This is a genomic window from Natrinema sp. CBA1119 (genome assembly GCF_002572525.1).
In the GTDB taxonomy this organism is placed as follows: domain Archaea; phylum Halobacteriota; class Halobacteria; order Halobacteriales; family Natrialbaceae; genus Natrinema.
In genome coordinates this window covers 1,276,235-1,297,824 of the sequence record NZ_PDBS01000001.1, presented here as the reverse complement: position 1 = coordinate 1,297,824, position 21,590 = coordinate 1,276,235, and the positions used below count along the sequence as shown (strand labels likewise).

Annotated in this window: 20 protein-coding genes; 5 read left to right on the top strand and 15 right to left on the bottom strand. The window is 65.3% G+C overall.

The genetic code is table 11. From position 1 onward, the window contains the following. Complete coding sequence (locus CP556_RS06320; RefSeq protein WP_098724840.1) at positions 1-2,103, top strand: minichromosome maintenance protein MCM; 2,103 nt, start codon at positions 1-3, stop codon at positions 2,101-2,103. Between the two features lie 54 nt (positions 2,104-2,157). Here CP556_RS06320 and CP556_RS06315 read toward each other — a convergent pair whose 3' ends face one another. The 13 genes from CP556_RS06315 to CP556_RS06255 form a co-directional block, all read right to left on the bottom strand. Next, positions 2,158-3,057, bottom strand: a complete 900-nt coding sequence (locus CP556_RS06315; protein WP_098724839.1) for a transcription initiation factor IIB — start codon at positions 3,055-3,057, stop codon at positions 2,158-2,160. 99 nt (positions 3,058-3,156) lie between these two features. Further along, positions 3,157-3,510 (bottom strand): hypothetical protein, encoded by a 354-nt coding sequence (locus CP556_RS06310; protein WP_255291415.1) that lies wholly within the window; start codon positions 3,508-3,510, stop codon positions 3,157-3,159. Positions 3,511-3,600: 90 nt separating this feature from the next. Next, positions 3,601-4,860 carry a threonine synthase gene (gene thrC, locus CP556_RS06305; protein ID WP_098724838.1) on the bottom strand — a complete coding sequence of 420 codons (1,260 nt, stop codon included), beginning with the start codon at positions 4,858-4,860 and terminating at the stop codon, positions 3,601-3,603. Between the two features lie 499 nt (positions 4,861-5,359). After that, positions 5,360-6,289 carry an ornithine carbamoyltransferase gene (gene argF, locus CP556_RS06300; RefSeq protein ID WP_098724837.1) on the bottom strand — a complete coding sequence of 310 codons (930 nt, stop codon included), beginning with the start codon at positions 6,287-6,289 and terminating at the stop codon, positions 5,360-5,362. A gap of 28 nt (positions 6,290-6,317) precedes the next feature. Next, complete coding sequence (locus CP556_RS06295; protein ID WP_098724836.1) at positions 6,318-7,388, bottom strand: [LysW]-lysine hydrolase; 1,071 nt, start codon at positions 7,386-7,388, stop codon at positions 6,318-6,320. Continuing rightward, complete coding sequence (locus CP556_RS06290; protein ID WP_098724835.1) at positions 7,385-8,533, bottom strand: aspartate aminotransferase family protein; 1,149 nt, start codon at positions 8,531-8,533, stop codon at positions 7,385-7,387. The genes CP556_RS06295 and CP556_RS06290 overlap by 4 nt, the downstream gene beginning before the upstream one ends. Then, positions 8,530-9,402 (bottom strand): acetylglutamate/acetylaminoadipate kinase, encoded by an 873-nt coding sequence (locus tag CP556_RS06285; RefSeq protein WP_098724834.1) that lies wholly within the window; start codon positions 9,400-9,402, stop codon positions 8,530-8,532. Before CP556_RS06285 ends, CP556_RS06290 begins: the two co-directional genes overlap by 4 nt. 1 nt (position 9,403) lies before the next feature. Then, complete coding sequence (gene argC / locus CP556_RS06280; protein WP_098724833.1) at positions 9,404-10,480, bottom strand: N-acetyl-gamma-glutamyl-phosphate reductase; 1,077 nt, start codon at positions 10,478-10,480, stop codon at positions 9,404-9,406. Continuing rightward, a complete protein-coding gene (gene lysX / locus CP556_RS06275; protein ID WP_098724832.1) occupies positions 10,480-11,358 on the bottom strand; it encodes a lysine biosynthesis protein LysX in 879 nt (292 codons plus the stop codon). Before lysX ends, argC begins: the two co-directional genes overlap by 1 nt. Before the next feature lie 88 nt (positions 11,359-11,446). Then, positions 11,447-11,611 (bottom strand): lysine biosynthesis protein LysW, encoded by a 165-nt coding sequence (gene lysW, locus CP556_RS06270; RefSeq protein ID WP_005554620.1) that lies wholly within the window; start codon positions 11,609-11,611, stop codon positions 11,447-11,449. A 228-nt stretch (positions 11,612-11,839) separates the two neighbouring features. After that, positions 11,840-13,363, bottom strand: a complete 1,524-nt coding sequence (gene argH / locus CP556_RS06265; RefSeq protein WP_098724831.1) for an argininosuccinate lyase — start codon at positions 13,361-13,363, stop codon at positions 11,840-11,842. Between the two features lie 2 nt (positions 13,364-13,365). Further along, the gene (locus tag CP556_RS06260; RefSeq protein ID WP_098724830.1) at positions 13,366-14,604 is read right to left on the bottom strand and encodes an argininosuccinate synthase; all 1,239 of its coding nucleotides are present in this window, start codon (positions 14,602-14,604) and stop codon (positions 13,366-13,368) included. Between the two features lie 662 nt (positions 14,605-15,266). Then, positions 15,267-16,430 carry a helix-turn-helix transcriptional regulator gene (locus tag CP556_RS06255; RefSeq protein ID WP_098724829.1) on the bottom strand — a complete coding sequence of 388 codons (1,164 nt, stop codon included), beginning with the start codon at positions 16,428-16,430 and terminating at the stop codon, positions 15,267-15,269. An 85-nt stretch (positions 16,431-16,515) separates the two neighbouring features. Between CP556_RS06255 and CP556_RS06250 the strand changes: the two genes are divergently transcribed. The 3 genes from CP556_RS06250 (at position 16,516) to CP556_RS06240 (ending at position 17,719) form a co-directional block, all read left to right on the top strand. Further along, on the top strand, positions 16,516-16,710 hold the full coding sequence (locus CP556_RS06250; RefSeq protein WP_098724828.1) for a DUF7554 family protein: 195 nt from the start codon (positions 16,516-16,518) through the stop codon (positions 16,708-16,710). A gap of 68 nt (positions 16,711-16,778) precedes the next feature. Next, positions 16,779-17,279, top strand: a complete 501-nt coding sequence (locus CP556_RS06245; protein WP_098724827.1) for a 2'-5' RNA ligase family protein — start codon at positions 16,779-16,781, stop codon at positions 17,277-17,279. A gap of 68 nt (positions 17,280-17,347) precedes the next feature. Then, positions 17,348-17,719 (top strand): hypothetical protein, encoded by a 372-nt coding sequence (locus tag CP556_RS06240; RefSeq protein WP_098724826.1) that lies wholly within the window; start codon positions 17,348-17,350, stop codon positions 17,717-17,719. 26 nt (positions 17,720-17,745) lie between these two features. On the opposite strand, the gene CP556_RS06235 is transcribed toward CP556_RS06240, so the two are convergent. Then, positions 17,746-19,896 (bottom strand): ATP-dependent DNA helicase, encoded by a 2,151-nt coding sequence (locus tag CP556_RS06235; RefSeq protein WP_098727303.1) that lies wholly within the window; start codon positions 19,894-19,896, stop codon positions 17,746-17,748. 168 nt (positions 19,897-20,064) lie between these two features. On the opposite strand from CP556_RS06235, the gene CP556_RS06230 reads away from it, so the two are divergent. Beyond that, a complete protein-coding gene (locus CP556_RS06230) occupies positions 20,065-20,484 on the top strand; it encodes a hypothetical protein (protein ID WP_098724825.1) in 420 nt (139 codons plus the stop codon). A 58-nt stretch (positions 20,485-20,542) separates the two neighbouring features. Here CP556_RS06230 and CP556_RS06225 read toward each other — a convergent pair whose 3' ends face one another. Then, the gene (locus CP556_RS06225) at positions 20,543-21,487 is read right to left on the bottom strand and encodes a cation diffusion facilitator family transporter (protein WP_098724824.1); all 945 of its coding nucleotides are present in this window, start codon (positions 21,485-21,487) and stop codon (positions 20,543-20,545) included. Positions 21,488-21,590: the final 103 nt, after the last annotated feature.

The window sequence follows — 21,590 nt, the reverse complement described above, 5'->3', positions numbered from 1 at the left end:
ATGGCGCAAGCGGGAAATTCCGAACTCGTCGACTCTTTCGAGCAGTTCTTTCGCAACTACTACGACAACGAGATCAAACAGCTTGCCCAGCAGTATCCCAACGAGCAGCGGTCGCTCCACATCGACTGGCAGGACCTCTACCGGTTTGATCCCGATCTCGCGGACGACTTCATCGCACAGCCCGAACAACTCCAGCGCTACGCCGAGGAGGCGCTCCGGCTGTATGACCTCCCGATCGACGTGAGCCTCGGACAGGCTCACGTCCGGATCCGAAACCTCCCGGAGACGGAATCCCCCGAGATCCGAGAGATCCGCGCGCGAGACATGAACTCCCTCGTGCAAGTTCACGGAATCATCCGCAAGGCCACCGACGTTCGCCCCAAAATCGAGGAAGCCGCCTTCGAGTGCCAGCTCTGTGGCACCCTCTCTCGAATCCCCCAATCCAGCGGTGACTTTCAGGAGCCCCACGAGTGTCAGGGCTGCGAACGGCAAGGACCCTTCCGCGTCAACTTCGATCAATCCGAGTTCATCGACTCACAGAAACTCCGCGTTCAGGAGAGCCCCGAGGGGCTGCGCGGCGGGGAAACTCCACAGGCCCTCGACATCAACATCGAGGACGACATCACCGGCGAGGTCACCCCGGGCGACCACGTCTCGGCGATCGGCGTTTTGCGACTCGAGCAACAGGGCGACCAGCAGGACAAATCCCCTGTCTTCGACTTCTATATGGAGGGGATCTCCGTCGAGGTAGACGAAGAGCAGTTCGAGGATATGGACATCACCGGCGAGGACAAAGAGGAGATCGTTCGACTCTCGAGCTCCGAGGGGATCTACGAGAAGATGGTCGCCTCCATCGCGCCCTCCATCTACGGCTACGATCAAGAGAAGCTCTCGATGATCCTCCAGTTGTTCTCGGGCGTGACCAAGCAGTTGCCGGATGGCTCGAGGATTCGGGGGGACCTCCATATGTTGCTCATCGGTGATCCGGGTACCGGAAAGAGCCAGATGCTCGCATACATCGAAAACATCGCACCGCGGGCCGTCTACACATCCGGTAAAGGTTCGTCCTCAGCGGGGCTCACCGCCGCAGCCGTTCGCGACGATTTCGGCGACGGCCAACAGTGGAGCCTCGAGGCCGGCGCGCTCGTCCTCGCGGATCGGGGAATCGCCGCCATCGACGAGTTGGACAAAATGCGACCGGAAGACAGGAGTGCCATGCACGAGGCCCTCGAGCAACAGAAGATCTCGGTCTCGAAGGCGGGGATCAACGCGACCCTCAAGTCCCGCTGTTCGCTGCTCGGCGCGGCCAACCCCAAGTACGGCCGATTCGACCAGTACGAGCCGATCAGCGAGCAGATCGATCTCGAGCCGGCGCTGATCTCGCGGTTCGACCTGATCTTTACGGTCACGGACACCCCCGACGAGGAAAAAGACCGCAACCTCGCCGAACACATCATCACGACAAACTACGCCGGCGAGTTGACGACTCAGCGCGAGGAGATGCCCTCGATGGACGTCAGTCAGAGCGAAATCGACGAGATGACCGCGCAGGTCGATCCGGAGATCGAGGCCGAACTCCTGCGGAAGTACATCGCCTACTCGAAGCAAAACTGCCATCCGCGCATGACCGAGGAGGCCCGTGAGGCGATCCGGGACTTCTACGTTGACCTGCGCGCGAAGGGGACCGACGATGACGCACCGGTCCCGGTAACGGCACGGAAACTCGAAGCGCTGGTGCGCCTCTCGGAGGCCAGCGCCCGCGTTCGGCTATCGGATACGGTCGAGCAGGCCGACGCCGAACGCGTCATCGAGATCGTCAGATCGTGTCTGCAGGACATCGGCGTCGATCCCGAGACCGGCGAGTTCGACGCGGACATCGTCGAAGCCGGGACATCGAAGTCCCAGCGCGACCGTATCAAGAACCTCAAGCAACTGATCGGCGACATCGAGGAGGAGTACGACGACGGCGCGCCGGTTGACATCGTCCTCGAGCGGGCCGAGGAGATCGGCATGGATCACTCGAAGGCTGAACACGAGATCGACAAGCTCAAACAGAAAGGCGAGGTTTACGAGCCGAGTACGGACTCGCTCCGAACGACGTAATGTCGGTGGCGGATCGACCTCGACAGCCTGTTCTTTGCGTAGCGAAACGACACGTTAGAGTTCTCTGAGGTTCGTGACGGTTGATCGAATCGTCACGGCTGCGACGTCGGCGACCTCGGCCGCAGCGGTCTGGGTCAGTGACGGCCACTCATCTCGTTCGCCGGCTGCCTTGTAGAGACAGGCCGCCGCGACCCCGCTTGGATTACGGCCGCCAATCAGTCCGGCCTCGAGTAAGGTATTGATATGCTCTCGCGCACGCCGTTCAACCGCCTGTCCAAGCTCGAGTTTCGATGCGTACCGCGGGAGATACTGCGTGGGATCGATCGGCCCCGTCGGCAGACCGAGTTCACGGTTCAAGGCATCGTAGGCGACGGTGAGTTCGTCGCTGTCGGCGCGCGCGACGGCGGCGATTTCGTCGGTCGTTCGGGCGATCGAGCGCGTCCGACAGGTCGCGTAGATCGCGGCGGCGGCGAAGCCTTCCAGCGACCGGCCCTGCAGGAGGTCCTCGGACTGAGCGGACTCGAAGAGCGCACAGGATTGCTCTCTGGCGGAGTCCGGTAGTGAGAGCAAGGCGGTGATCCGCCTGATCTCTGCGAATCCGTACACCTGATTTCGTTCGGCTTTCGAGGAGATTCGAGCGCGGTTGTGCTCTCGGCGTAATCGAGCGATCTGCCGTCGTTTTCTGCCGGTCAACCGAGAACTGTACCCCGAACTCGAGCCGGAGCCGTATCCGATCTCCGTCGAGAGCCCGCGATCGTGTCTCGAGCGGGTCAGCGGGGCTCCAGTACGTCTCGGGTCGCTGTCCTCGTCGTCGAACGACCGCCACTCGGGACCGCGATCGATCGCGTCCTCTGCCGAAACGAGCCCACACTCCTCACAGACTATTTCAGTATCCCTCTTTCGCAATCTGCCATCACATTCAGGACAGACTACAGACGCATCAGCATTTGCCATTGGTTATTTTATCCCCTATCTACCACTGGCTCCTGCTTGATATTTAAACTGTTGGAATGGCTAAAGGAAACCGTGGGGAGAGGGAAAGAATGGGGGAGGCTATCGGTCGACCAATTGCGCCAGCAGGGACCGTGACTTCGATTCCGACTCGCGGGTTGCCGTCTCGTCGTCGTCCGCTCGGTCGGCCAACAGTTGTTCGTACTGATCGATGACTGCCTGTCGGCGTCGTTCGCTCGTTTCGACCATTTTCTCGAGGGCGGCGATCCGGGCGTGAAGCCGCGCGCGTTCGATCTCGTAGGCGAGCGGCGGTTCCCGTCGATCCGAGTCGGGGGAGGGCCGTTGCAGCGGGTGACCGTCTCGGCGGTCCGATCCGGCGGGTCGGTTCGGAGAACTGTGTTCGGTTCGTTCGGCACTGAAGTGGATGGGCGTGAGACCTCGTTGCTCGGCGGACATGGCTCGATAACGCCTACCATACCGTTTCGGAAAAAGGTCAGTCAGTCGGGCGTCAGACGCGTCTGACGCGGGTCGTCCGTCCGGCCGACGTTACTCCTGAAGATGGTCGAGTACGCCTTCGGTGTCGGCCGGCACGGGTTCGGGTTCGCTCCCCGCCGCAGCGGCGGCGTCGGGATCCTTGAGCAGGTGACCGGTGGTGAGACAGGCGACGCGTTCGTCGTCGTCGACAATTCCCTCGGCGCGGAGTTTTCGGAGGCCGGCGACGGAAGCAGCCGAGGCGGGCTCGACACCGATCCCCTCGCCCGCGAGGTCGCGCTGGGCCTCGGTGATTGCCTCGTCGGAGACCGCGACGGCGGTCCCGCCGGTCTCGCGGATGCCGGGCAGCGCTTTCGGCGCGTTGACCGGGTTCCCGATACGGATCGCGGTCGCGCGCGTCTCGACGTCGTCCCAGCGCCGGACTTCGTCGGCCCCGTTCTCGATCGCTTCGACCATCGGCGCGGCACCCTCGGCCTGGACCCCGGTCAGTTTCGGGACCTCGCTCTCCTCGAGTTCGCCCGCCTGGACGAGTTCGCGGAACGCCTTGTACAGCGCCGACGTGTTACCCGCGTTGCCGACCGGCAGCACGATCCGGTCCGGGACGGTGTCGTAATCGGCGAGGAAGCCCTCGAGGATCTCGAGGCCGATCGTCTTCTGGCCCTCGAGCCGGAAGGGATTCAGCGAGTTCAGCAGGTAGGCCTCGCCCTGCCCCGCGAGTTCCTGAACGATATCCAGACAGGCGTCGAAGTTGCCGTCGACCTCGAGGATGCGCGCACCGTGGAGGCTCGCCTGGGCGATCTTGCCGGCGGCGACCTTGCCGGCGGGGAGGAGCACGAGCGTCTGCATCCCGCCGCGGGAGCCGTAGGCAGCCAGCGCGGCGCTGGTGTTACCCGTCGAAGCACAGGCCAGTCGGCTGACGCCGAGTTCTTCGGCGACCCGCACGCCGACGGTCATCCCGCGGTCCTTGAACGAGCCGGTCGGGTTCATCCCCTCGTGTTTGATCCGCAGGGTCTCGACGCCGATATCGTCCTCGAGGCGGGGGACCTCGTACAGCGGCGTCGCCCCTTCCTGAATCGAGACGCCCGATTCGAACGGCAGCGCGTCGGCGTAGCGCCAGACGCCCTCACCCTCGAAGTCGTCGAAGGTAGGCAGGTCGGCGTAGCGGACCTCGAGCAGCCCGTCACACTCGTCGCACGTGTATCGGACATCGTCGAAGGGGGCGAAGGTGTCGCCGCACTCGATGCACTCGAGCCAGACGCCATCGTCGGCGTCCGCAGGTTGTTCCGGTTGATCGGTCGAGAGACTGAGACTCATTGTCGGTCGAGAAGGTGGCGAGGGGGAAAAAGTGACTGGATTCGTCGGTGGGCGACCCGCTGGGCCGCGTCGCTGACCCCGTTCGGTGACGCGACGACGATGCTCGAGTCAGTCGATTCCCCGAACTGCGAACCGACCCCTGCAGTCCCCGTGATTCGTGATCGATACCCCTTTCCCCAGCGTTATAGCAGGACCAGCGCGATCAGGGCCGCCGGCCCTAACACCATGAGGAGCGTCGCGAGTACCAGTCTGAACGACATGGGTCGCGTCACTCCTCGACTGACTCTGATATAAGCGCGATAGATAGTTCAAACGGATGACCACACGGCGGCGTTGATCAATATCGGATTGACCGCGGAAACGAGCTGTTTCTCCGGCGGTTCAGTACTCCGACGAGCCAGTGCATCGAGTGTGCTCGGCCGCTGGAGTCCCTCGGTACGTCACTCACCGCTCTCGAAATCCGGACCAAAAATCCCACTCGCTTCGCTCGTGGGCGCGATCACTCGAGCAGCCAGCTCAACAACGCCTTCTGGGCGTGCAGCCGATTTTCCGCCTGGTCGAAGACGATGGAGCGCTCGCCCTCGATGACCTCGTCGGTGATCTCCTCGCCGCGGTGGGCTGGAAGACAGTGCATGACCGACGCATCGGGGGCGTGCTCGAGCAGCTCCGAGCTGACCTGGAAGCCCGCGAAATCGTCCATGCGGACGTCGCGTTCGTCCTCCTGGCCCATGCTGATCCAGACGTCCGTATAGATGATATCGGCATCGGTGACTGCCTCGACGGGATCTGTCGTGGCCGTCGGATCGCCGCCGAGTTCGCGGGCCCGCTCGAGGACGGCGTCGTCGACCTCGTACCCCTCGGGCGTCGCGATCGTCAGATCGACGTCCGTCAGCGCACAGCCGAGCGCGAACGATTGGGCGACGTTGTTGCCGTCGCCGATCCAGGCCGCCGAGACATCCTCGAAGCCGTCTGCGTGCTCGCGGATCGTCAGCAGATCCGCGAGCGTCTGACATGGGTGAGCGTCATCCGTGAGTCCGTTGACGATCGGAACCGAGGAGTACTCCGCGAGCACTTCGATGTTTTCGTGTTTGAAGACGCGAGCCATCACCGCGTCGACGTACCGCGAGAGCGCACGCGACGTGTCTTTCAGCGGTTCGCCCCGCCCGAGCTGGATGTCGTCTTCCCCGAGGAAGATCGCGTGCCCGCCGAGTTGTGTCATCCCCGTCTCGAAGGAGACCCGGGTGCGGGTACTCGCCTTCTGGAAGAGCATCCCCAGCGTCTGTCCGGACAGGTCGGCGTGGTCCTCGCCGGCTTCGACGGCGCGTTTGTACTCGTCGGCTCTGTCGAGAACTGCGAACAGTTCCTCCTCGGAGAGATCGTCGACGTCGAGGAAATGTCTCGGCCGTGTGTCGTCGGTATCTATCGTCATTGTAATCGTTCGTCTGGAATCCGTGTATTCACTCTTCACTGAGCGTCCGCGCGACGCGCTCGAGGACCGATACCGACTGGTCGAACTCCGACAACGGCAGTCGTTCATCGGGCGCGTGATCGAGGTCCGAGTTGCCCGGCCCGTAGGTGACCATCGGGCAGTCCCAGGCCCCGGCGTAGATGTTCATGTCGCTCGTTCCGGTCTTTCGCACCAGGCGAGGATCGCCACCCTCCTTGCGGATGGCGACGCGAAACGCCCGTGCGACCGCCGTTCGCGAACTCATCATCACCGGCGGGACCTTGTCCTTCCAGGTCACGGTCCCGACCTCGAGTTCGGCCTCCGCGGCTTCGCGAACGGTCCCGACGTCGAGCGCCGGCGGCACGCGCAACTGGATGTCCATCGTCGCTTCGACGGAGAGGCCGTCGTCGCTGACGCCGCCTTCGATGTCGACTGGCTTGGTCGTCACCTGTTCGAAGACCGGTTCGTACTCGTCGCCTTCGAAGCGGTCCTCGACGGCAGACCACCAGCGGACGGCGTGCTGGATCGCGTTCGGATCCGGCCGGGAGGTGTGGCCGGACTCGCTGGTCGCGACGTACGTGCCGGCGATCAGGCCGCGATAGCCCAGGGTGATCCCGTCTGCACCGGACGGTTCGCCGTTGACGACGGCGTCCGGTGACTCGTCACGGTCGTCGATCAGGTAGCGCGACCCTTTCGAGTCGATCTCCTCGCCGACGACGCCGACGAAGGAGACGCCGGTGCGGACGGCGGCGGCCGCCATCGCGGCGAGGGGCCCCGTCGCGTCGACGCTGCCGCGTCCCCAAAGAATCTCGTCGTCGCCGGTCTCTTCGACCTCGACGGGAATGTCCCCCGGTACGGTGTCGATGTGCGAGGTCAACAACACGGCGTCGTCCGCCGGCGCGCGGACGTTCCCGACCGCGTCGATCCAGACCTCTCGGTCGTGTGCCTCGAAGAAGTCCACGAGGCGCTTGGCCGCCTCCCGTTCCTCGCGGGTGGGCGATGGGATCGAAACGAGATCGATCAACAGCTCCCGGGCGTCCGCCGCCGTCACGTCCGTCGGTTCGCTCGAGTTCGCGTTCATGATTCGGTGTCGGATGCGACGACCGCGGTCAGCGCGTCCACGAGCCGGTCCGCCTCCGTCTCGTCGATCACGAGCGGCGGGAGCAGTCGCAGGACGGTCCGACCCGCGGGCAGCGCCAGCACCTGCTGATTCATCGCCAGATCGCGGGCGACGCGGTTCGCGCCGCGTTTCAACTCGACGCCGACGAGCAGCCCGTCGCCACGGATCTCGCGGACCTCGTCGCCGACCGCGGCCTCGAGTTCGGTGACCAGATAGTCGCCGATCTCGGCTGCGTGGGCGGGCCACTCCTCCTCGACCAGCGTCGAGACGGTCGCGTGAACCGCCGCGGCGACGACGGGGCCGCCGCTGAACGTGGCGTTGTGCGAGGCTGCGCCGTCAGCGATCCAGTCTCGGACCGCGACCGCGCCGACGGGGAGTCCGTTGCCCAGCCCCTTCGCCGTCGTGAGCACGTCCGGCGTGACGCCCGCGTTTTGGCAGGCCCACATCGAGCCCGTCCGGCCCATGCCGGTCTGGACCTCGTCGAAGACGAGCGCCGCGCCGGCCTCGTCGGTGCACTCGCGGGCGGTCTCGAGGTAGCCCGCGGGTGGAACGTTGATCCCGCCTTCGCCCTGGATTGGCTCGAGGATGACGGCCGCGGTCTCGTCGTCCACGGCGGCCGCGAGTTCCTCGCCGTCGCCGTAGGGGACGAACTCCACGTCACCGGCCAGCGGCTCGAAGGGCTTTTTGTACTTGTCCTTCCAGGTCGCAGCGAGCGCCCCCATGGTCCGTCCGTGGAACGAGCGGGTCGCGGCGACGATCTTCGAATTCCCCGTGGCGGACCGGGCGAACTTCAGCGCGGCCTCGTTGGCCTCGGTCCCGGAGTTACAGAACCAGGCGGACTCGAGTCCGTCCGGCGTCGACGCGACGAACGAGGCGTAGGCGTCCTCGCGCGATTGAACGGGATACGAGGAGTCGACGAAGGTCAGTTCGCCGACTTGCTCCTGGACGGCTTCCACGACCGCGGGGTGGGAGTGACCCAGCGGCGTGCACGCGAAACTCGCGCCGGCGTCGACGTACTCCGTCCCGTCGGCAGTGTAGAGGAACGGCCCTTCGCCGCGCTCGATGCCGATCGGCTTGCTCCCGGAGATAAAGTCGAGGTCGCTCATTCTGCGGCCTCCTGTGCCGTCTCGTCTGCATCCGCATCAGCGAGCGCGCCGGGCTCGAGGGTCGTCCCCTCGCCCGCGAGCGCGCTGGTGATCGGTTCGTCGGCGTTGGCCGTCGCGACGATAACCGATGACGCGCCACCCTCGAGGGCCTCCTCGGCTGCCATGACCTTCTTCGTCATGAACCCTTCAGCAGCGTCTTTGACGGCCTCGAACTCGTCGGGCGTGGACGCCGACTCGATACGCGTCGACTCGTCGTCGGGGTCCTCGTAGATCCCCGAGACATCGGTGAGGACGACCAGATCGGCCTCGAGTGCGCCGGCGATCGCGGCCGCGGCGCGGTCGGCGTCGGCGTTGACTGCAGTATAGCCGCCGCCCTTCTCCTTCCCGAGCACCGGAACGGAGACGACGGGCGTGTAGCCGCCCGCGAGCACCGTCTCGAGCAGGTCGGCGTTGACCGACTCGATCGTGCCCGAGTGGTCGCCGCGCTTTATCTTCTTCTTGCCGTCCTCTTTGACGCGGACGGCGGACTTGCGCTTGCCGCAGAGTAGTTTGCCGTCCGTGCCCGAGAGACCGACCGCGTCGACGCCCTCGTTGTGCAGGCTCTCGACCAGATCGGTGTTGAGCTTACCCGGCATCACCATCTTGAAGACGTCCATGGTGCGCTCGTCGGTAAAGCGGCCGACGACGCCGCCGGGTGTCTCGACGTAGGTCGGTTCCTCGTCGAGTTCCTCGAGCGTCTCGTCGACGGCGGTCGAACCACCGTGCGTGAGAACGACATCCTCTCCGTTTTCGACCAGCGAAGCCACATCGGAAAGTGCGCCTTCGGGATCGACGGCTCGAGCGCCGCCAATTTTCACTACCGTAGTCATCTCAGGGTGCCCCCACGGGGTGGAGCCCCGTGAACTCGAGTCCGGCCGTCTCCTCGAGTCCCAGCGCGACGTTGGCGGCGTGGACCGCCTGTCCCGCCGAGCCTTTCATCATGTTGTCGATGGCAGAGAAGACGACGATGCGCTTGTTCGATGGGTCGAGTTCGAAGCCGACCTCGGCCAGATTCGTCCCGGCGACCGCCTTGGGTTCGGGGTAGCGGTAGACGCCGGAGCCGCCGGCGGCCATGCGAACGAACGGCTCGTCCTCGTAGCAGCCCCGATAGGCCTGCCAGAGGTCACCCTTCGAGACCGGTCCCGAGGGGAAGACGTGGTTCGTCGCACTCGCGCCGCGGACCATGTCCACGGCGTGACAGGTGAAGGCGACCGAGGTGTCGAGGAACTGCTCGATCTCGGCCTCGTGGCGGTGGCCGGTCGGCGCGTACGGACGGACGACGCCCGAGCGCTCGGGGTGGCTCGAGGCCTCGCCGCCGCCGGCGCCGCCCTCCGACGACCCTACTTTCACGTCGACGACGATCTGCTCGCCGCCCTCGAGAATGCCGTGTTCGAACAGCGGGTAGAGGCCCAAAATGGTCGCGGTGGCGTTACAGCCGCCGCCCGCGATGAGGTCCGCGCCCTCGAGGTTCTCCCGATTGATCTCGGGAAGTGCATATTCGGCCTTCTCGAGGTACTCGGGAGCCTCGTGCCCGTCGTACCACTCCTCGTACTGGGCTTCGCTCTCGAGCCGGAAGTCCGCCGAGAGGTCGACGACGGTGTCTGCAATGTCGAAAAAATCGTCGATCCGGCCCATGGAGACACCGTGTGGTGTCGCCGCGAACAGCACGTCGACGGACTCGAGATCCTCGGGCTCGGTAAAGCGCAGGTCCGAGCCGCGCAGGGGCGGGTGGACGGAGCCCACGCTCTTGCCGGCTTTCGAACGGCTCGTGACCTCCGTAATATCGAAATTCGGATGGCCAGCGAGCAGTCGCAGGAGCTCGCCGCCCGTGAAGCCGCTCCCGCCGATGACGCTTGCGGTGACGGTCTCGGCGTTTGCGTCCGCGCCGGTCTCGGTGCCGTCCGCCATCAGGCGCTCACCTCGAGTTCCTCGTCGGCCGCGGCGTCGGCTTTCGACTCGAGCCAGTCGACGACAGTTCCCGCAATATCGGTCTCGACGGCCCCGTCGAGAGCCTTGAACTCGACCGTGTGGTTGACCTCGTGGACCGTATAGGAGTCACCGGTTTCCATGAGATCGACGCCGAGCAAGCCGCCGCCGACGGCGTCGCTTGCCGTCTCGACGAGTTCGCGCGCTTCGTCGTCGACATCGAACGGATCGACCTCGGCACCTTTCGCCGCGTTGGTGATCCAGTGATCCGAAGAGCGAACCATCGCGGCGATGGGCTCGCCGTCGATCGCGACCACGCGAATATCGCGGCCGGGTTTCTCGACGAACTCCTGGACGTAGAACACCTTGTGCTCGTAGTGGCCCAGCGTGGCCTTGTGCTCGAGGATGGCCTCGGCGGCCGACTCGGAGTCGATCTTCGCCATCAGGCGACCCCACGAACCCACGACGGGTTTGAGGACGCAGGGGTAGCCAAACTCCTCGATGGCCTCCATGGCCGTCTCCTTCGTGAAGGCGACTTTCGTCGCGGGCGTGGGAACGCCCGCCTTCTCGAGTGCGAGGCTGTTTTTCACCTTGTCGGCGCAGATGTCCGCGGTCTCGTGGCTGTTGACCACGGGGATGCCGTAGGCCTCGAAGAACTGCGTGGCGTACAGGCTTCGGCTCGTGGCGAGACAGCGGTCGACGACGATGTCGAGGCCGTCGAACGCCGCGGGGGCGTCCGAGATGTCGAAGGTCTGCTTGCGAACGTCGATCTTCGTGACCTCGTGGTCGCGCTCGCGAAGCTCGTTGAGGAGGAGTTTCTCGTCCTTTCGAATCCGCGAGTAGAGTATGCCGACGTTCACGCGAGACACCTCTGCGTCGGGGTTGCGGCGCTACGCGCTCTGCGAACCGGCTGCGCAGGGGACGGCGAAATCGCGCCCGTCTGCAAGGTCACTCACCCCAGTCCTCTTCGAGCTCGGGGGCCCGCTCGAGGACTGGCGGCTCCGTATCGACGACTTCGAGCTCGGCTCCACAGGTCGTACAGTCGACAATCTCTCCGACTTCCAGATCGTCGTGCAGGGACACTTCAGCCCCACACTCGACGCATTCGGTCATTGTACTCGCACGTGGGGGCCGGGGTCCCTTAAAGCCTTCGAACTTAACAGCAAAATTATATTAACTGCACGCCACTCTACCGGTCCGTGTGGGCTACTTCACCGCAGGTCTACTTTGACATATCATGGAGCAGGTAATTCGTCCCCACGCGGGGACCGTCGCCGAACGACCCGAGCGACTGCCCGCGATTTCGCGGGTCGACCGGGCCGTCCCGCTCGAGCGACCGCCTCAGACATAACCGTTCACCTCCGAACGGAGCGCCTCGCGGGCCGCCTCGAGCGCGTCGGCCGCATCCGCGAGGGTCTCCTCGTCGGTCGCGAGCGCCTCGCGGGCCGACTCGAGCTGGGGAGCGACCGCCTCGGGTGCGGGACCGCCTTGCGAGTCGCGGCTCGCGACGCTTTCGGCCGGATCGAGCGCGTCCGCGACCGCCTCGGGGTCAACGTGGGCCTCGAGCGACTCGCCGAGCACTTCCCGCGCGGCGGCCTCGAGGGCGTCGTAATCGGCCCCTCGTTCGGCGGCGACGGCGACCAGCTCGTGTGCGGTCCGAAACGGCAATCCGTTCGCCGCGAGCAGATCCGCGACGCCGGTCGCCGTCGAAAAGCCCTCGCCGGCTTCCGCCGCGAGGGTCTCCTCGTTCCAGTCGGCGGTGGCAACCGCACCAGCCGCGACCTCGCTGGCTTCCGTCACGGCGTCGACGGTCTCCCACGCGTGTGGCGTCGCCCGCTGCAGGTCGCGATTGTACGCGCGGGGTAATCCTTTCAGCGTCGTCGTCAGCCCTTGGACGCCGCCGGCCGCGTCGCCCGCGACCGCGCGGACGAGTTCCAGCGTGTCCGGGTTTTTCTTCTGGGGCATGATCGACGACGTCGAGGAGTAGTCGTCCGCCAGATCGACGAAGCCGCGGTTCGCGAAGATAATCACGTCCTCCGCCAGCCCCGATAGCGTCGTCGCGTGCGTCGACAGCGCCTGCACCGTCTCGAGCAGGAAGTCCCGGCTCGAGGCGGCGTCCATCGAATTTTCGACGACGCCCTCGAAGCCCAGTAATTCAGCGGTGCGCTCGCGGTCGATATCGAACGTCGTTCCGGCGAACGCGGCCCCGCCCAGCGGTGACTGGTTGATCCGGCCGTAGGCCTCGAGCAAGCGTTCGGTGTCGCGGCGGACGGCTCCCTCGTAAGCCAGCACCCAGTGTGCCACGGTGGTGGGCTGGGCGGGCTGGAGGTGGGTGTAACCGGGCATGATCGTCTCGGCGTGCGCCTCGGCGACGTCGGCCAGTGATTCGCGCAGCGCGAGCGTCGTCTCGATCGCCTCGAGGACGTCCTCGCGCAGGCGATAGCGGATGCAGGCCGCGACTTCGTCGTTGCGCGAGCGCGCGGTGTGCATCTTCCCGCCGTCCGCGCCGATGCGTTCGATAACGGCGGTCTCGATCGCTTCGTGGACGTCCTCGCCGTCGGGCAGCGAGTCGTGGCCGTCGACCTCGATCGCGTCCAGCGCGGTCAGGATCTGCCCGGCCACGGCGTCTCCAATAATTCCCTGCTCGGCGAGCATGACTGTATGCGCGCGGTCGACCTCGAGGTCGGCCGCAAAAATGCGTTCGTCCGCGTCGAGCGAGGAGAGGAAGCTCCGGGCGGGACCGCCGCTGAAGCGGTCTCGGCGGACGACGCCGTCGGATCCGGGATCCGACGAGGATCGCTCACCGCCTTCGTCGCCGCCGTCGGCTTCGAATTCGCCGCCGTTCTGAGCGCTCTCCTCGGTCATGATTACTCGTCGTCCTCGTCGCCGCTTCCATCAGTCGCGAGTTCGACTTCCTCGTCGGCTGCGTTCGCGGCGATCGCCTCGTTCGCGAGGCGGCGCTGGAAGCCGTGGTACTTCGCGACGCCGGTGGCGTCTTCTTGCTTGATCTTGCCGACCGTCTCGGTGTCGAAGGAGGCGTGCTCGGCCGAGTAGGCCGCGAACTTGCTGTCGCGGGCGACCGGACGCGCCTGCCCGCCCTCGAAGCGGATCGTGACGGTACCGGTGACGCGCTTCTGGGTCTCGGCGATGAAGCCCTCGAGCGCGCTCACGAGCGGCGCGTCGATCAGGCCCTCGTAGCCCTTCTGGGACCACTGCTGGTCGATCTGTGTCTTGAACTGGCGCTCCTCCTGCGTGAGAACGAGCCCCTCGAGGGCCTCGTGAGCATTCAGCAGCGTCGTCGCGGCCGGGTGCTCGTAGTTCTCGCGAACCTTCAGCCCGAGCATGCGGTCTTCCATCGTGTCGGTGCGGCCGACGCCGTATCCGCCGGCGAGTTCGTTCAGGGACTCGATCAGTTCGACTGGCTCGTACTCCTCTCCATCGATGGCGACGGGGTAGCCCTGCTCGAATGCGATCTCGATCTCCTCGGTCTCGCTACCGGGCTCGTCGGTCCACTCGTAGATGTCTCGCGGTGGGACGTAGTTGGGGTCCTCGAGGTCGTCGCCCTCGACGGAGCGGCTCCAGATGTTGGTGTCGATCGACCAGTCGCCGCCGCTACCGCCCTCGACGGGCAGGTCTCTCTCGGCGGCGTACTCCTGCTCCCACTCGCGGGTGAGCCCGAGTTCGCGCACGGGGGCAATGACCTCGAGGTCCGAGCTGCGCCAGACGGCCTCGAAGCGGAGTTGGTCGTTGCCCTTGCCCGTACAGCCGTGGGCGATGCCGGTACAGTCCTGTTCCTCCGCGACCTCGAGGATCGCCTCCGCGATCACCGGTCGGGCGAGCGCCGTTCCCAGCGGGTAGCCCTGATAGGTCGCGTTCGCGCGAACGCTCTCGAGACAGAGTTGCGCGAACTCCGCTCGCGCGTCGACGACGTAGTGGTCCAGGCCGAGTGCTTCGGCGGTTTCTTCGGCCTCATCGAACTCTTCGGCCGGCTGTCCGACGTCGACCGTGACGCCGATCACGTCATCGTATCCGTATTCTTCCTCGAGCAGCGGGACACAGACAGTCGTGTCCAGGCCGCCCGAAAACGCAAGTGCCACGCGTGTCATATCGTACTCGAGTAAACCCACAGGACGGACTTAAGCCCGTTGGTTTCAATTCCGAAAATAAGTTGGAGAGGCGCTGCTAACCGAAAATTCTGCAGTTTCGGGAACGGTGGAACGATCCGGGAACGTGGGGTGAAATAAAGAGTGGGCTCAAAGGCCCCGTCGCGGTCGCCGACGAGCGAGGGTCCCGTCGGTACCGGGAACGGCGAGCGCCGTGCCGACGGAGTGGCTCATTGGTCAAACACTGTAGATCCATAGTCTTAAATCCTACTACATCGCGCTCCCACCGGTCAGTACCGCGACACACGGCCGATCTCGAAGACAACGATGACGGTAGATAAAACGGGAAAACGACTGTTACGCTCGCGAGACCAACGACTGGGATCAGTCTCGCTGTGAACGGAACAACTGGTTTGTGGGGTATCGATTGTAGAGTAGAGTAGAGTAGAGTAGAGTGTCCTGCTACCGTGGCAACAGGGAATCGCCACGCCCTCCCCAGCCGATTCGCTCGCTCCACAGTCGCTCGCTCATCCCTCGCGCAATGACGTCGGCCGGCCTCGCTTTCACTCGGCCGACCGACAGCACGCGCCACCGCTCGTTCGTTGACCGATCCGAAGTGAGGCGGCGGTCCCCTCGAGAGAGCGAGAAGACGATAGACGCGGCGGCTATCGACGCGACTCGTCTTCGGGCAGCGCCAGCACGTTCTCCCGGCCGATCCGGAACACGTCGATCTCGTCGTCCTCGCGCAGATCGCCGACGACCTGGCTCGTCTTGGCCTCGGTCCAGTCCAGTTCCGAGACGACCTCCTGTTGTTTCACCCGGCCGCCGCGTCGCTCGAGCAGGCGCAGGACCCGCTCCTCGTTGCTCAGCAGTTCCGGCGGGGGACCGTCCGGCGGCTGATCGCCGGACGGACTCGAGTCGACATCGGTCGAGCCGTCGGTTCGCCACGCCTTGTCGGAGCCGGTGTCGGTCCCGTCATCGCCGGGGCTGTTTCGCCCGACCAGCCAGCCGACGACGCCGACGGTCGCCAGCAGCGCCAGCGCGAGGAGGACGATCACCCACGGCATCGCCGGTCCCCCGTCGGATGGGGTCTGGTCTGCGCTCGAGTTCGAGTCGCTGCTCTTGGCGAGCACGACCCGGGGTTGGTCGTCGGTGAACGAGTCGCCCTGCCACGAGACGGATCCCTCCGACAGTTCGCTCGGTGACGGATCGATCTGTCGCTCGCCCTCGTTCTCGTAGACGGTGTACCCCTCCGGCCAGTGGAACTGCAACGTCGTCCCTTCCCCGAGCGTGAATCCGGACAGCGCATCGCCCGCTTTGAGCTGCGTCATTTCGGTGAGCGCAAACTGTGACCACGTGAAGGAGACTTTCGCGTGACCGATCTCCCGCGGTTGCGAATCCACCTCCGTGGTAATGGACACGCCCGAAATGTTCATCTCTCGGTTCGTCTCGTTCTGTCCCTTCTCGAGGGTGTCGTTCCAGCTGTCTCGCTCCTCCTCGACGTACCGCTCCCTGTCGTTCGAGAGACTCTCGTTCAGGGCCTCCCACTCCGCCGTCGAATTGTTCTCGCCGTAGAGATCGAACTGGTGGTCGGCGGTCACCTGTGCCGACCCGTCCTCGGCGATGACGACGTCGATGTGGATCCGATCGGCATCCTCGAGTTCCACGCTCTCGTTCGAGTCCGTCTCGGTGCCGTCCGACCCGTCCTGTAGCGCCGCTCGCTGCGTCCCGGCGTCAGCCGCCACAGCGAACGGTGCCGAGACGAGCGCGAGCAAACACGCGACCACCACGAGCACGCAAATCAGGGCCCGCAGCCCCCTCACGTCCATTATGGGAACATGCCGTCGCCGTCTAAATAGGTCTTTCCGACCGCGGGAACGATGGTTTTTCACACAGTCAGCCGAACGTGAGTGTATGATCGACTCACGCGGTGAACTCGAGGTCGAAACGCTGCTGAAGATCGTCCTCGGGCTGGTGGCTGTATTGCTTGTCCTCGAGATTCTCGGGGCGGTGATCGGCAGTATCGCGGGGCTACTCGGCCCGTTCTTTATACTCGTTCAGCTCGGGATCGCGGTCCTGATCGTCCTCTGGCTGCTCGATCAAATCTGAATCGGCGACGCGATGGTCGCTTGCGAGACCATCAGACTGATAGCCACACCGGCCCAATACCGGGCGAAGTGTACAGCGTCAACGTTCCAGTTCCCGGCCGCGTCCGCCAGCTTGCGAACCGGCTCCACCCGGACCTCGTCGGATTCGAAACCATCCGCGAGGACCACTCCTGTCTCCTCAAGCGCCTCGGCGAGGACGACCACGTCGCCCAGCTCCAGCACCGCGCCCACCGCGCGCTCGAGGGTGCCCCCGCAGTCGAAGCCGAAATCACGGCCATCGACTACTTCGAGGATCCGCCGCTGGGGTCGGCACCGGTCGTCTATCTGGCCGTCGAAAGTCCCGGGCTCGAGGCCATTCACGCCGACCTCACCGAGGCGTTCGAGACGGTCGAGGGACTCGAGGGCGGCGACTACGTCCCGCACGTGACGCTCGCCCGCGGCGGCGACCTCGAGACCGCACAGCGGCTGGCCGACCGCGAAATCGAGCCGATCCGGTGGACGGTCAGCGGACTCGAGTTCTGGGACGGAACCTACAAGCTGCCGGTGAGCCGGGTCTCGCTCCCCGCCTGACTCGAGGTGAATATCGAATCGTGAGCCGTCCGGTGGCTATTACTCGACGGTCTCGCTATCTCGTAGCCATGTACCGACGCACAGTTGTCGCGGGTTCGACAGCGGTCCTTCTCGCGGGGTGTAGCGAGCTGACGAGTTTCACGGACGACGGCTACGCCGATTCGAGGGTGCAGGACGAGCAGACGGCGGAGTTCAACGCCGAGGCCGGCGAGGAACTGACGGTGACCGTCGAGAACGTCGCCGTCGCCGAACCCGAAAACGAAACGTCGGTCGAGTCCACAGCGATCAGTTTCCGACTCGATCACGCGGAGAACGGGCCGATAGAGACGCGATCGATCTCGGAGTCGGAGACGTTCGACGTGACGACCGAAAGCGGTGGGACCCACCTCGTGATCGTCACGAGCGGCGCGGCCGACGTGACGGTCGAACCGAGCGAGTGACGCCGTGCAGCGCGATTCGAGGCAAGTCAGGGAGCCGGCGGCTCGCCGTCGTACGCCTCGTGGTCGCCGTAGAAGTTGCGCATCGCGAATTTGAGCTTCTCCGGACCGATGTCGATCAGTTCCTCGCGCTCCTCGTGCGGAAAGGTGCCGTTGACGCTGTACTTGCCGAGATCGGACTTCGCCGAGCGAGAGTAGCGCCGATCGAGTAGCGCGCGGACGCCGACCTCCTCGGGCGATCGAATGACGCGACCGAGCGCCTGTCTGGTCTTGCGGACTGTCGGAATCTCGACGGCGTAGCGCCAGCCCGTCTCGGTGCCATCGAAGGCCACGTCGTAGGCCTCCTGAACCGCCTCGGCCCGATCGTCCAGATGCGGGTAGGGAACGCCGACGACCAGCACTGTGTTGGCGTCGTCGCCGTCGAAGCTCACCCCCTCCGCGAGGGTGCCCCACAGCGAGGTACAGAGCACCGCGTCGTCGTTCGCGACGAACTGCGTGCGGAGCGCCTCGACTGACTCGCCGGGCTCGTCCAGGTAGACCGTCCGATCGCTACGGCGCTCGAGCCGGTCGGCGTAGCGGCCCGCCTCGCCGTAGTTGGGGAAGAAGGCGAGCGTGTTGCCGGGCGTCATCCGGACGGCGTCGTGGATCGTCTCCGTCACCGTCTCCTGGACCGCGGGGTCGTCGCGATCCGAGGAGAACAGCGGCGGCGTCTCGACGGCGTACGTTCGCCGGTTCTCCTCGGGGAACTGCAGCCCGTAGGCCATCGTCACCGCGTCCTCGAGGCCCAGCACGTTCTCGGTGACGTCGAACGGCTGGAGGGTCGCGCTCATCAGGACGGTCGCGTAGATCTCGTCGAACAGCTGGCCGGTCACCTGCCGCGGGAGACAGGAGTACAGTTCCGCGCGGCCGTAAACCTCGTCCGTGCCGGCGTCGCGGGTGACGGAGACGACCGGGTAGAGCCCCTGCGTCGAACTCTCCGACATCCACGCGCTGACGAAGGCCGCGGCCCCCAGCGTCTGACACTCCGTCCGCGTGGCCGTCTCCCCCTCGCGGTAGGCCTCCTCGTACCGTTCGTCCAGTTCCTGGCCGAGTTTCATCGCGGCCTCGAGGTCGTCGTCGATCCCCCGCCCGGAGTAGCGCTGGAGGAACTCGAGCGTGAGGTCGTCCTTGCGGTCCTCGTTGGCGATGGGGACGTCTTCCCAGCCCTCGCCGATCCCCTCGCGATCGCCGAACCCGAACGAGTCCTCGTAGGTCTCGACGAGCGCGCGGTGAAACGCCGAGAGGACGTTGGCGGCGTCTTCCGAGCGCGGATCGTCGGCGTCGGCCAACTCGTCCAGCGCCGAGTCGAAGGTCCGCTCGGAGCAGGTCCGCGTCGCGTGCTCGCGGGCGGCGTCCTCGACGTTGTGCGCCTCGTCGAAGACGGCGATCACGTCCTCCGGATCGCGGCCCAGCCAGCGGAAGAACTGCTCGCGAATGGTCGAATCCAGCAGGTGGTGGTAGTTACAGACGACCAGATCGACGCCCTCGATCCCCTCCTTCAGCAGCTCGTAGCCACAGAACTGCTGTTGCTCGGCGTGTTCGTAAATCTCGTCGGGGGTGCGAACGTCCTCGAAGAGCCAGCCGAAGAAGTCGTCCGTATCCTCGGTCAGGTTGTTCCGGTAGTAGTCACAGACGTTCTGGTCCTCGAGGTCCTCGAGTCGCTCTTCGATCTCCTCGAGTTCGTCCATGACGGCGTTTCGGGCGTCGGCCGCTGACCCGTCGCCGTCCTGGCTCTCGGCGAGCAGTTCGCGCTGGCGGGCCTCGAGTTGCTCGCGGTCGCGTTCGGTGTCGACGACGGCGCGGGTGTTGTCCCGCAGGGCCTGACACTCCTCGTAGCCGACGTCGATGTGACACATCGACGATTTGCCTTTGAAAACGACGGCGCGAATCTGCTCCTCGCGCGTGATCGCGCGGGCTTCGGCGACGAACTGGCGCATCTGCTGGTGGACGTTCGTCGTGATGACGACCGTCTTGTCCCGCTCGCGGGCCACCTCGAGGGCTGGCACGAGCGACGAGAGCGTTTTGCCAGTCCCGCAGGCACCCTCGAAGAGGACGTTTTGCCCCCGCCCGAGGGTGTTGTGGATGCGGTCCATCGCCTCGCGCTGATTCTCGTACGGCCTGTCGTACGGGAAAAAGCGCATATACCCGGTCTCGGACACAGTACGTGATAGGTTCGCGCTCCGATAAAAGGATTCGTCTCGATTCGGTCGGCCCATTTAAGGAATCCCGTCGATCGCGCGCGGCTCGTGTGACCACCGGCCGGCGAACGCGCGGTACAGGGCCATGTGTCTCGAGCGCCTGCCCCCGGTATGGCGATTCCCGGATACGATGCCAGTAGCGTCGCCGAGTATTCCCTCGAGAGCGCAGGTGCCCGCGTCGCCGTCGTCGCGGGCGTCGTTCCCGACGAGTTCGGCCTCGCGAAGAGCGGGCGCGAGCCGCCGGTGGACGCGCTCGCCGATCCCGTCGACCTCGTGGCGCTCGACGAACTGAAGGCGGTCGAAGCCGTCCGGATCGCGCTCGTCTACGACCCCTCGAGACTGCCCCCCGGCGCGAGTCCGACCGACGTCGCGGTCGCCGTCGAAACGGCGGACGGGTGGGAGCCACTCGAGTCGACGGTGGACTTGGAGGAGACAACGGTCACGGCAGTGCTGAACGACCGGCCGCCGGGGACGACGGTGGTGGCGGGCTACGACGATAGAGACGATGCGAACGCTGAACCGACGGAATAGTGCGACCGGGGGAAACGGTGGGTGAGCAGACTTCGGTCAGGTTTTGGTCAGGTTTCGGTCAGGTTTCGGGTTCGATGTAGACTTTCTGCACCTGATTGTCGTGATCCATCAGGGCCAGCTCGATCTGGGTGATGCGCTCGTTGATCGTCTCGGCGTCGAGGTCGGACTCGAACGCGACGTCGGCGGTGACGAGCAGTTCCTCGGCACCGAAGTAGACCGTCCGGAGGTCGACGAGTTCGGTCACGCCGTCCCAGTCAGCGATGATCCGCCGGAGGTCGTCCTCGGCGTCTCTCGAGAGGCTCTCGCCGATGATGAGCCGCTTGTTCTCCCAGGCCAGCGCGATGGCAAAGCCCATGAGCATGATCCCGATGACGAGCGCCGCGCCGGCGTCGTACATCGGATTGCCGGTGGTTCGAGTGAGGTAGATCCCGAAGAGGGCGATCCCCGCGCCGGCGAGCGCGATGGTGTCCTCGGTGAGCGCGGTCAGCGTCGTCACGTCGCTGGTCTTGCTGAACGCCTCGCGGAAGCTCGACCAGCCGTACTCGTCCATCTGGCGGCTCATTCCCTGGTAGGCCTTCCAGAGGGCGTAGGACTCGAAGAGAATCGCGCCGATCAGCACGGCGTAGTTGATGTAGACCGGATCGACCGTCGCTCCGAGCAGCGTAACGTCCTCGCTGGCCCGGTGGACGCCGCCCTCCTGCAGCGCGCTGTAGCCGTGTCTGGCGCTCTCCCAGCCGGCGATGCCGAAGAGCATGACGCTGACGAGCAGGCTGTAGAAGAACTGCGCCTTCCCGTGGCCGAACGGGTGGGACCGATTGGCCTCCTGTGCGCCGTACTTGATCCCGACCAGCAGGAAGATCTGGTTGCCCGTATCCGAGATCGAGTGATACGTCTCCGATAGCATTGCGGGACTCCCGGTCAACAGATATCCGCCGAACTTCAGGATCGCGATCGCCCCGTTCGCGAACAGTGCGGCGAGCACGACGGAGGTGCTACTGGCCATCGGCGACGACTACGGGGAGGGGCCCCAAAAGTGTAAGCCGTTCTAGAGCCGGTTGTGCCTCGCTACCACGCTTGGTGGCACCATCTCTGCGCGCGATCGGGAC

Excerpts from the sequence above, each read along its gene's own strand:
- CP556_RS06240 (WP_098724826.1), top strand. The coding sequence starts at position 17,348 with ATGTACCGACGCACAGTTGTCGCGGGTTCGACAGCGGTCCTTCTCGCG.
- CP556_RS06285 (WP_098724834.1), bottom strand. The coding sequence starts at position 9,402 with ATGACTACGGTAGTGAAAATTGGCGGCGCTCGAGCCGTCGATCCCGAA.
- lysW (WP_005554620.1), bottom strand. The coding sequence starts at position 11,611 with ATGACCGAATGCGTCGAGTGTGGGGCTGAAGTGTCCCTGCACGACGAT.
- argF (WP_098724837.1), bottom strand. The coding sequence starts at position 6,289 with ATGACGATAGATACCGACGACACACGGCCGAGACATTTCCTCGACGTC.
- CP556_RS06260 (WP_098724830.1), bottom strand. The coding sequence starts at position 14,604 with ATGACACGCGTGGCACTTGCGTTTTCGGGCGGCCTGGACACGACTGTC.
- thrC (WP_098724838.1), bottom strand. The coding sequence starts at position 4,860 with ATGAGTCTCAGTCTCTCGACCGATCAACCGGAACAACCTGCGGACGCC.
- CP556_RS06250 (WP_098724828.1), top strand. The coding sequence starts at position 16,516 with ATGATCGACTCACGCGGTGAACTCGAGGTCGAAACGCTGCTGAAGATC.
- CP556_RS06225 (WP_098724824.1), bottom strand. The coding sequence starts at position 21,487 with ATGGCCAGTAGCACCTCCGTCGTGCTCGCCGCACTGTTCGCGAACGGG.
- CP556_RS06290 (WP_098724835.1), bottom strand. The coding sequence starts at position 8,533 with ATGAGCGACCTCGACTTTATCTCCGGGAGCAAGCCGATCGGCATCGAG.
- CP556_RS06230 (WP_098724825.1), top strand. The coding sequence starts at position 20,065 with ATGGCGATTCCCGGATACGATGCCAGTAGCGTCGCCGAGTATTCCCTC.
- CP556_RS06320 (WP_098724840.1), top strand. The coding sequence starts at position 1 with ATGGCGCAAGCGGGAAATTCCGAACTCGTCGACTCTTTCGAGCAGTTC.
- argC (WP_098724833.1), bottom strand. The coding sequence starts at position 10,480 with ATGGCGGACGGCACCGAGACCGGCGCGGACGCAAACGCCGAGACCGTC.
- CP556_RS06310 (WP_255291415.1), bottom strand. The coding sequence starts at position 3,510 with ATGTCCGCCGAGCAACGAGGTCTCACGCCCATCCACTTCAGTGCCGAA.
- CP556_RS06295 (WP_098724836.1), bottom strand. The coding sequence starts at position 7,388 with ATGAACGCGAACTCGAGCGAACCGACGGACGTGACGGCGGCGGACGCC.
- CP556_RS06255 (WP_098724829.1), bottom strand. The coding sequence starts at position 16,430 with ATGGACGTGAGGGGGCTGCGGGCCCTGATTTGCGTGCTCGTGGTGGTC.
- argH (WP_098724831.1), bottom strand. The coding sequence starts at position 13,363 with ATGACCGAGGAGAGCGCTCAGAACGGCGGCGAATTCGAAGCCGACGGC.
- CP556_RS06235 (WP_098727303.1), bottom strand. The coding sequence starts at position 19,896 with ATGCGCTTTTTCCCGTACGACAGGCCGTACGAGAATCAGCGCGAGGCG.
- CP556_RS06315 (WP_098724839.1), bottom strand. The coding sequence starts at position 3,057 with ATGGCAAATGCTGATGCGTCTGTAGTCTGTCCTGAATGTGATGGCAGA.